At 69.6% G+C, this 8,005-nt stretch carries 8 protein-coding genes; 2 read left to right on the top strand and 6 right to left on the bottom strand.

What is annotated here, in order from left to right:
• Positions 1 to 134: 134 nt before the first annotated feature.
• The 5 genes from L0977_RS16915 to L0977_RS16895 all read right to left on the bottom strand — a co-directional run bounded on the left by L0977_RS16915 (position 135) and on the right by L0977_RS16895 (position 5,130).
• Positions 135 to 1,301, bottom strand: a complete 1,167-nt coding sequence (locus L0977_RS16915; protein WP_234266023.1) for a nucleotide sugar dehydrogenase — start codon at positions 1,299 to 1,301, stop codon at positions 135 to 137.
• Positions 1,302 to 1,369: 68 nt separating this feature from the next.
• On the bottom strand, positions 1,370 to 2,128 hold the full coding sequence (locus L0977_RS16910; RefSeq protein WP_234266022.1) for an ABC transporter ATP-binding protein: 759 nt from the start codon (positions 2,126 to 2,128) through the stop codon (positions 1,370 to 1,372).
• The gene (miaA, locus tag L0977_RS16905; RefSeq protein WP_234266021.1) at positions 2,125 to 3,114 is read right to left on the bottom strand and encodes a tRNA (adenosine(37)-N6)-dimethylallyltransferase MiaA; all 990 of its coding nucleotides are present in this window, start codon (positions 3,112 to 3,114) and stop codon (positions 2,125 to 2,127) included. Before miaA ends, L0977_RS16910 begins: the two co-directional genes overlap by 4 nt.
• Positions 3,115 to 3,117: 3 nt before the next feature.
• A complete protein-coding gene (locus tag L0977_RS16900; RefSeq protein ID WP_442786647.1) occupies positions 3,118 to 4,398 on the bottom strand; it encodes a multidrug effflux MFS transporter in 1,281 nt (426 codons plus the stop codon).
• A gap of 36 nt (positions 4,399 to 4,434) precedes the next feature.
• Positions 4,435 to 5,130 carry a 3-hydroxyacyl-CoA dehydrogenase family protein gene (locus tag L0977_RS16895; RefSeq protein WP_234266019.1) on the bottom strand — a complete coding sequence of 232 codons (696 nt, stop codon included), beginning with the start codon at positions 5,128 to 5,130 and terminating at the stop codon, positions 4,435 to 4,437.
• Positions 5,131 to 5,147: 17 nt separating this feature from the next.
• Here L0977_RS16895 and L0977_RS16890 point away from each other — a divergent pair, with 17 nt between their 5' ends.
• On the top strand, positions 5,148 to 6,233 hold the full coding sequence (locus L0977_RS16890; RefSeq protein ID WP_326491084.1) for an AMP-binding protein: 1,086 nt from the start codon (positions 5,148 to 5,150) through the stop codon (positions 6,231 to 6,233).
• Between the two features lie 44 nt (positions 6,234 to 6,277).
• A complete protein-coding gene (locus L0977_RS16885; protein ID WP_234266018.1) occupies positions 6,278 to 7,138 on the top strand; it encodes a tripartite tricarboxylate transporter substrate-binding protein in 861 nt (286 codons plus the stop codon).
• A gap of 9 nt (positions 7,139 to 7,147) precedes the next feature.
• Here the strand turns inward: L0977_RS16885 and L0977_RS16880 are convergent, their stop codons facing one another.
• Entirely contained in the window at positions 7,148 to 7,990 is an 843-nt protein-coding gene (locus L0977_RS16880) for an alpha/beta hydrolase (protein WP_234266017.1), read from the bottom strand.
• Positions 7,991 to 8,005 lie beyond the last annotated feature (15 nt).

Genomic DNA, 8,005 nt, shown 5'->3' with positions numbered 1-8,005 from the left:
TTTCGATAGCGTAACTGTACAGTGAAGCGACAATGTTTGCAACACTGTTTTACGACTTCTGGCTGGCGTGACATACATCAGCCCATTGTTGGCGCCCACCCGCTTTTACGAATACCCGAAAGAAAAATCCGGCGTCAGTCGTTGCCGAAAAGATCGCGCGTGAACACCTTGTCCCGGACATCCGCCAGGCTGTCGCTCATCCGGTTGCTGATGATGACGTCGGCCTGTTGCTTGAACGTGTCGAGGTCCCGGACGATGGGGGAGTGGAAGAACGTGTCTTCGGACAGGCCTGGCTCGTAGATGATGACCGACACACCCTTGGCCTTGATGCGTTTCATGATGCCCTGGATGCTCGACGAGCGGAAATTGTCCGAGCCGGCTTTCATGATCAGCCGGTAGATGCCCACCACCTTCGGCTGGCGCCGGAGCACGCAGTCGGCAATGAAGTCCTTGCGCGTGGTGTTGGACTGGACGATGGCCTGGATCAGGTTCTGCGGCACCTCGGTGTAGTTGGCCAGCAACTGCTTGGTGTCCTTGGGCAGGCAATAGCCGCCGTAGCCGAAGGAGGGGTTGTTGTAGTGGCTGCCGATGCGCGGATCCAGGCCCACGCCTTCGATGATCTGGCGGGTGTCCAGGCCGTGCGAAGCGGCGTAGCTGTCCAGCTCGTTGAAGAACGCCACCCGCATGGCGAGGTAGGTGTTCGAGAACAGCTTGACCGCTTCGGCTTCGGTCGAGTCGGTGAACAGCACCGGCACGTCGGGTTTGCGCGACCCCTGGCGCAGCAGATCGGCGAACACGCGGGCGCGCTCGGACTGTTCGCCCACGATGATGCGCGAGGGATACAGGTTGTCGTAGAGCGCCTTTCCCTCCCGCAGGAACTCGGGCGAGAAGATCACCTGCGAGCCGCCGGGCAAGGGGCGGAGTTTGGCCACGTAGCCGACCGGCACCGTGGACTTGATCACCATGACCGCTTTCGGGTTGATGCGGGTCACCGTGTCAATGACCGCTTCCACCGACCGGGTGTTGAAGTAGTTGGTCTCGGTGTCGTAGTCGGTGGGGGTGGCGATGATGACGTAGTCGGCGTCGCCATAGGCTTCCTGCGGATCGGTGGTGGCGCGCAGATTCAGCGTTTCATGGCGCAGAAAGTGCTCGATCTCGGCATCGACGATCGGGCTTTGGCGCGCGTTGATCTGGCGCACCTTCTCGGGCACGATGTCCAGCGCCACCACTTCGTTGTGCTGGGCCAGCAGGACGGCATTGGACAGGCCTACGTAGCCTGTGCCGGCAACGGCAATCTTCATGCAGAGCTTTCCATTCTGGGGCGTGGCCGGCTGGAACCGCTCCCTGGGCTGCCGCGCGGCAGGCTGGTTCAGGGGCGTGACTCTGGCAGCCACGTTTGCAGGCGGTCCGGCTCACGCCTCCCGGACTCCGTCGCAGTGGAGGGCGATTCTGCCATAGCCCCTGTTGTCTGTTCGCCACGTTCCGGCACCAGTCCGCCGGTGCGCAGATGCAACACCCGGTCGGCGCGCCCGGCGGCCGTGGCAGCGTGGGTGACGAGCACCAGCGCCGTGCCGTGGGCCCGTGACTGGGCGATCAGCAGGTCCATGATCCGGGCAGCGGTGGCCGGGTCCAGGTTGCCGGTGGGTTCGTCGGCGAGGATCAGGCGCGGCCGGTGCACCAGGGCACGCGCAATCGCCACCCGCTGCAGCTGGCCGCCCGAAAGCTGTGCTGGCAGGCGTGCGCCCAGTCCGGCGAGCCCGACCGCTTCCAGCATGGCCGCGACGCGGGCGGGATCCGGGCGGTTCAGCAGCAGCAGGGGCAGGGCGACGTTCTGTGCCACGTCCAGATGCGGCAGCACGTGAAAGGCCTGGAACACAAAGCCCAGGTGCTCGCGGCGCCAGTGGGCGCGCTGCGCCTCGTTCAGGGTGCCCAGGTCGGTGCCGTCCCAGGTGATCGAGCCTGCGTCCCACCCGTCCAGCGCCGCCAGGCAGTTGAGCAGGCTGGACTTGCCCACGCCCGATTCGCCCACGATGGCGACGAATTCGCCCGGGGCCACCGCCAGGTCCACGTGGGCAAACACCGGCACCTCGCCGTAGCGTTTGGCCAGGCCGTGGACGCGCAGGCTCATGCCGTTGCCTGGCCCGCCGGGGGTATCAAGGTCTGAACCTTCGCGAGCACGGCGGCCAGGGCGTCCGGTGCATCGCCGGGGATCACCACGCGGTCGGGCATGGCGCGCAGCCAGGTGATCTGGCGTTTGGCGAGCTGGCGTGTGGCGAAGATACCGCGATCGCGCAGCGCGGCGGTCTGGGCGACCGTCAGCGGCGCGTCGCCCGCCGCATCCAGCGCTTCCCAGGCCTGGCGGTAGCCGACGCAGCGCATCGATGGCAGGTCGGGGTGCAGGTCGCCGCGTGCGCGCAGGTGCCGCACTTCGTCGACGAAACCGGTGGCCAGCATGGCGTCGAATCGCTGGGCGATGCGCGCGTGCAGCCAGGCCCGGCTGGCCGGCTCCAGACTGAGAAAGGCCCCGGGTGACACCGGGTTGTCGGCGCGCTGGCCGCCGGTCTGGAGGGCCGAAATGGGCTGACCGGAGACCTCGAACACTTCCAGCGCACGCTGGATGCGTTGCGCGTCGGCGGGCGCGAGTCGGGCGGCCGTCACCGGGTCGATGCGCGCCAGCTCGGCGTGCAGGGCGGGCCAGCCGTGAGCCCGGGCGGCGGCTTCGATGCGCGCGCGCACCGCGGCATCGGCGCGTGGCATCTCGTCCAGGCCCTGCATCAGGGCCTTGAAATAGAGCAGGGTGCCGCCGACCAGCAGGGGGGTGCGCTGGCGCGCACGGATTTCGCCGATCAGGCGCCGCGCGTCGCGCACGAATTCGGCCGTGCTGTAGGCCTGCAGCGGGTCGGTGATGTCGATCAGGTGGTGCGGGGCGGCGGCGAGTTCCTCGGGCGTGGGCTTGGCGGTGCCGATGTCCATGCCGCGGTAGACCAGGGCCGAGTCGACGCTGATGATTTCCACCGGCCAGCGGCGGGCGATGGCCAGCGCGGCCGCACTCTTGCCGCAGGCCGTGGGGCCGGTGAGGGCGATGCAGGGAAGCACGGGGACCGCAGTGGTCATGGGTCAACCTGCCCGTGGGGCGGCGGGGTCGGGCATGCGCTGCGGGGCGGGGCGGGCTTCGCCGTAGCGCTGGACCAGGGTCCAGGCGGTGAGGGCGATCAGCACACTCCAGAACCAGACGCCGTGGGTGAGGGGGGTGACGCTGCCCGGATGCTCGGCCAGGCTGCGGCCGAGCCAGCCGCCGGTGAAAAAGGCCGCCACCATCATCAGGAAGCCGCTGAGCGCCGACGCCGCGCCAGCCGCCTGGGGGAAGGGGCCCACGGCGCCGCTCTGGCCGCAGGGCTGGTGCACGCCGTGGCCGAGCATGAACAGGTAGAACGGCAGCATGATCGCCGCCACGTGCTGCACGCCCGCCAGCGCCAGCAGCCCCATGGTGGTGCCGGCGGTCAGCGTGCAGGCGCCGGCAATGGCCACGGTGCGGCGGACGCCGAAACGGGGCAGCAGGCGTCGGCAGAGGAAGGTGCCGACGATGTAGGCCAGCGACATCGTGAGCATCACCAGCCCGTAGGTCGGCCGGGACAGGCCGAGCACCCCGATGAACACGAAGGAGCTGGTGGCCAGGAAGGTGAACAGGCCGCCGTAGGAGGTGGTGGCCAGCAGGGTGTAGGACAGGAAGGTCGGGTGGCGCACGATCTGGCCCCAGGTCCGCAGCAGGGCCACGGGTTCCAGGGCGCGCGGGTTCTTGTTCGGCAGGGTTTCGCGGAAGCGCCAGGCCAGCAGGGCCAGCGTGGCCGCCCCGAAGACGGCCAGCGCCGCCAGGGCCACGCGCCAGCCCAGGTGCTCGGCCAGCACGCCGCCCACGGGGGCGCAGGCGCAGGCGATCACGCCCAGACCGGTGAGCCCTTTGGACATGATGCGCGCGCCGTCGGCGGGGTTGTAGAGGTCGCGCACCACCGCCCGCGCGCCCATCACGCCCGCTCCCATGGCCGCCCCCTGCAGGGTCCGCCAGACGATCAGCGCCTCCATCGACGTGACCGACACCGCGCCGATGGCCGCCACCACGTACAGCGCGGTGCCGCTCAGCAGCACCGGACGCCGGCCGAAGCGGTCCGACAGCGGGCCCCACACGAGTTGCGAGAGACCGAACGCGAGCAGCAGCGCGGTGAGCGTGAGCTGGGCTTGCGGCATGCCGGCGCCAAACCCCTGGGTGATCGAGGGCAGGGCGGGCAGGTACAGGTCGGTGGTGACGGGCTGCAGTCCCAGCAGCAGCGAGAGCACCAGCACGACCAGGGCGGGCGGCATGGGGGCTGCCGCGGCGCTGGAAAGGGGGGACGGGGAGGACATCCGGTCGAGGGTAGCAGATGCCCCGGGCGCCTGCTTTCAGGGCGCCAGTGCGCCCCAGTCGGCCATGGCCATGGGGCCACCGCGGGCGGCGGGAAAGCCATAGCCCAGCACCCAGACCAGGTCGATGTCGCTGGCGCGGCAGGCCATGCCGTCGGTCAGCACGCGCTGGCCTTCTGTGATCAGTGGCATCACGCAGCGGCGCACGATGGCGTCGTCGCTGATATCGGGGGCCGGCGCAATGCCCAGGGCCAGGGCCTCCTCGGCACAGATCCGCTGAAGGTCGGGGTCCGGGCGGTGCTGGCGCCCCTCATACCAATAGTGTCCCCGGCCGCTCTTGTGGCCGTGGCGCCCGAGTTCGGCCAGGCGGCGGGTGATCCGGCGGTAGGCCGGGCCTTGCTCGACACGCTGTCCACGCGCCAGTAGCACCTGGCTGACGAGATCGGTGCCCGCCATGTCCAGGGTGCGGCAGGGGCCGAGCGCAAACCCGAAGGCCTCCAGTGCCGCATCGATGCGCGCGGCCGGCACGCCTTCGAGTTGAAGCGCGTCGACCTCGCGCAGGTAGCCCTCGAACAGGCGGTTGCCGATGAAGCCCCAGGCGTTGCCGGCCAGCACCGGCAGCTTGCCCAGGCGCAGGGCCAGCGCCCGGGCGCGCGCCAGGCTGGCATCGCTGGTGGCCTGGCCTCGCACCACTTCCACCAACGGGGTCAGGTGGGCGGGCGTCAGGAAGTGCATGCCGGCCACTGCCGCGCATGGGGACGACCTCGCGCTGCCGGCCCTACACCCGCAGCACCACCGGTGCGGCCAAGGGCTGCCTGCACACGCACGCAACCCTGATGCACAACGCCATCGCCGCCGGCCCCTGGCTCGACATGCGGCCGGGTGACGCGGTGCTGGTGGTCACGCCCATGTTCCACATCACCGGTCTGGTGATGGGCCTGCTCGCGGCGGTGCGCCACGGCTGCCGGCTGGTGCTGCTGCCGCGCTGGGAGCGGCAGATGGCGGCGCACGCCATCGAACACCGGCGCGTGACGCACTGGCCCAACATCCCGACCATGGTGATCGACCTGCTGGCCATGCCGGGCATCGAGCGGGCCGACCTGTCCAGCCTGCGCTACATCGGCGGCGGCGGCGCGGCGATGCCCGAGGCCGTGGCCGACCAGCTGCACCAGCGGCTGGGCCTGACCTACGTGGAAGGCTACGGGCTGACCGAGACCGCCGCCCCCACGCACACCAATCCGCGCCACGCCGCGCGCCGCCACTGCCTGGGCATTCCCTACGTGGGCACGCAGGCCCGGATCGTGGACCCCGACACGCTGGAGAGCCTGCCGGTGGGCGAGGTGGGTGAAATCCTGGTCAGTGGACCGCAGGTGTTTCGGGGCTACTGGCGCCAGCCGCAGGCCACCGAAGCGGCTTTCGTCGAACGCGACGGCCGGCGCTGGTTCCGCACCGGCGATCTGGGGCGCATGGACGCCGACGGCTACTTCTACATGGCCGACCGCCTCAAACGCATGATCAACGCCAGCGGCTTCAAGGTCTGGCCGGCCGAAGTCGAAGCGCTGCTGCACCGCCACCCCGGCGTGCAGGAAGCCTGCGTGATCGCCATGCGCGACGACTACCGCGGCGAAAGCGTCAAGGCCGTGATCGTGCCGCGCGAGAGCCACCGCGGCGAGCTGCGGCCCGAACACGTGGTCGCCTGGGCGCGCGATCACATGGCGGCCTACAAGGTGCCGCGCTGTGTCGAGCTGGCCGACGCCCTGCCGCGCAGCGCGTCCGGCAAGGTGCTCTGGCGCGTGCTGCAGGCCGAACACGACGCGCGCCCGGCCCGCTCGCCCTGATTTCCCTTGTTCCCGTTCCCCCTCATCACAACAGGAGACCAACCATGCAACGCACTTTTCCATCCCGCCGCCGGACCGTCATCGGCCTGCTGGCCAGCGCCGCCGTCGCCGCCGCCATGCCCCTGTCGGCCAGTGCCCAGGACACACCGGCCAAGATCCTGGTCGGTTTTCCGGCTGGCGGCTCGTTCGACATCATCGCCCGCGTGCTGGCCGAAAAGATCAAGGTCGAACTCAACCGGCCGGTGGTGGTGGACAACAAGCCCGGCGCGGGCGGCCGCATCGCGGTGGACGTGCTCAAGGCGGCGCCCAACGACGGCAGCGTGGTGATGCTTGGCCCCGATGCGCTGCGCTCGCTTTATCCCTTCACGTTCAAGAAACTCAGCTACGACCCGGTCAAGGACCTGGTGCCGATCGGGACGGTGAGCGAATTCGCCTTCGCCATCGCCAGCGGTGCCGACCCCAAGGCCAACACCCTGGCCGATTTCGTGGACTGGGCGAAAAAGAACCCGACCAAGGCCAACTTCGGCATCCCGGCCCGCGGGGCGCCACACCACTTCTTCGGCATCGTGCTGGGCGACGCGATCGGCGTGAAGATGACCGACGTACCGTTCAACAGCACCATCGAATTCCAGACCCTGGTGGCCGAGGCTTCGCACAACCCGGCGCTGCAGCTGGCGCGCAGCCCGGTCAGTCAGCTCATGCGGGCCGGTTACGCGGCCATCGCGCCGGCCCTGCCGCAGTCGGGTGAACGCCTGCTGCAGGCCCATGGCGATGTGGTGGCGGCGCTGGCGGCGGGTGATGCCGAACGCGCCGTGAGCTGGACGCGCAAGCACATGCTGGACTACCGCCGGGGCTGCGAGTTCGCCGGCCTCGACCTGAGCGCGCCGATCCCGCTCAATCTCTGAGGCGCCGCCTCAGCGCAGCCCGAAGAGTTCGGCCAGCGCCGTCCGGTACTGCGACTGGCCCACGGCATTGGTGTTGTGGTGCGAGCCGCCTTCGACCAGCTCGAATCGCTTGGGGCCGGTGGCGGCTTCGAACAGCTTGCGCCCCAGTTCGGGGGCGATGGTGCGGTCCTCGCTGCCGTGCACGACCAGCAGCGGTGACCCGATCCGGGCCACCCGGTCGATCGCCTCGAAGCGCTGGGTGATCAGCGGGCCGACGGGCAGCCAGCCCCATTTGTACGAGCTGACCACGTCCGGAATGGAACTGAACGTGCCTTCGACCAGGGTGCCGGCCTCGTCGTCGACCTGGGACGCCAGTTCGATGGCGATGGCGCCGCCCAGCGAGTGGCCGAAGATGTAGCGCGGCCGGTCGGGATAGCGCCGGGCCAGCCATTCCCAGGCTGCGCGGGCGTCTTCGTAGGCCAGGGCTTCGGAGGGCAGGGTGTGGGTGCTCTTGCCGAAGCCCCGGTAATCGATCGCCAGCACGGAAAAGCCCAGCTCCTGCATGCGCTGCGCGCGGAAGGCCGAGCCGACGACGTTGAAACGCGCGCCATGCAGGTACAGCAGCACCGGGGCCTTGGGGTCCTGTTCCAGCCGCTCGTGGGGGCTCCAGAGCCCGTGCAGGCGCGCCGGCTCCCCGGTTTCGCGCGAGCTGAAGTCGATCCAGACCTCCTGCATGCGCGCGGCGATGTCTTCGCCCCGGCCCCAGCTCCGGTCGGACGGCTGGAAGATCCACACGCGCTGGCGTTCGTCCAGCGAAGCACAGCCGGCCAGGACGGCGGCGGACAGCAGGAGGAGGGCGATGAGGCGCTTCATGCAGAGAACTGACGC

It is taken from the genome of Hydrogenophaga sp. NFH-34 (assembly GCF_021401345.1).
Classification (GTDB): Bacteria; Pseudomonadota; Gammaproteobacteria; order Burkholderiales; family Burkholderiaceae_C; genus Hydrogenophaga; species Hydrogenophaga electricum.
The sequence above is the reverse complement of the archived record's forward strand: the minus strand, read 5'-3'. Positions and strand labels throughout refer to the sequence as shown.

What these genes read in the sequence shown, in the direction of transcription:
- L0977_RS16915 (WP_234266023.1), bottom strand. Translation starts at nt 1,301, where the DNA reads ATGAAGATTGCCGTTGCCGGCACAGGCTACGTAGGCCTGTCCAATGCC.
- L0977_RS16910 (WP_234266022.1), bottom strand. Translation starts at nt 2,128, where the DNA reads ATGAGCCTGCGCGTCCACGGCCTGGCCAAACGCTACGGCGAGGTGCCG.
- miaA (WP_234266021.1), bottom strand. Translation starts at nt 3,114, where the DNA reads ATGACCACTGCGGTCCCCGTGCTTCCCTGCATCGCCCTCACCGGCCCC.
- L0977_RS16900 (WP_442786647.1), bottom strand. Translation starts at nt 4,398, where the DNA reads ATGTCCTCCCCGTCCCCCCTTTCCAGCGCCGCGGCAGCCCCCATGCCG.
- L0977_RS16895 (WP_234266019.1), bottom strand. Translation starts at nt 5,130, where the DNA reads ATGCACTTCCTGACGCCCGCCCACCTGACCCCGTTGGTGGAAGTGGTG.
- L0977_RS16890 (WP_326491084.1), top strand. Translation starts at nt 5,148, where the DNA reads ATGGGGACGACCTCGCGCTGCCGGCCCTACACCCGCAGCACCACCGGT.
- L0977_RS16885 (WP_234266018.1), top strand. Translation starts at nt 6,278, where the DNA reads ATGCAACGCACTTTTCCATCCCGCCGCCGGACCGTCATCGGCCTGCTG.
- L0977_RS16880 (WP_234266017.1), bottom strand. Translation starts at nt 7,990, where the DNA reads ATGAAGCGCCTCATCGCCCTCCTCCTGCTGTCCGCCGCCGTCCTGGCC.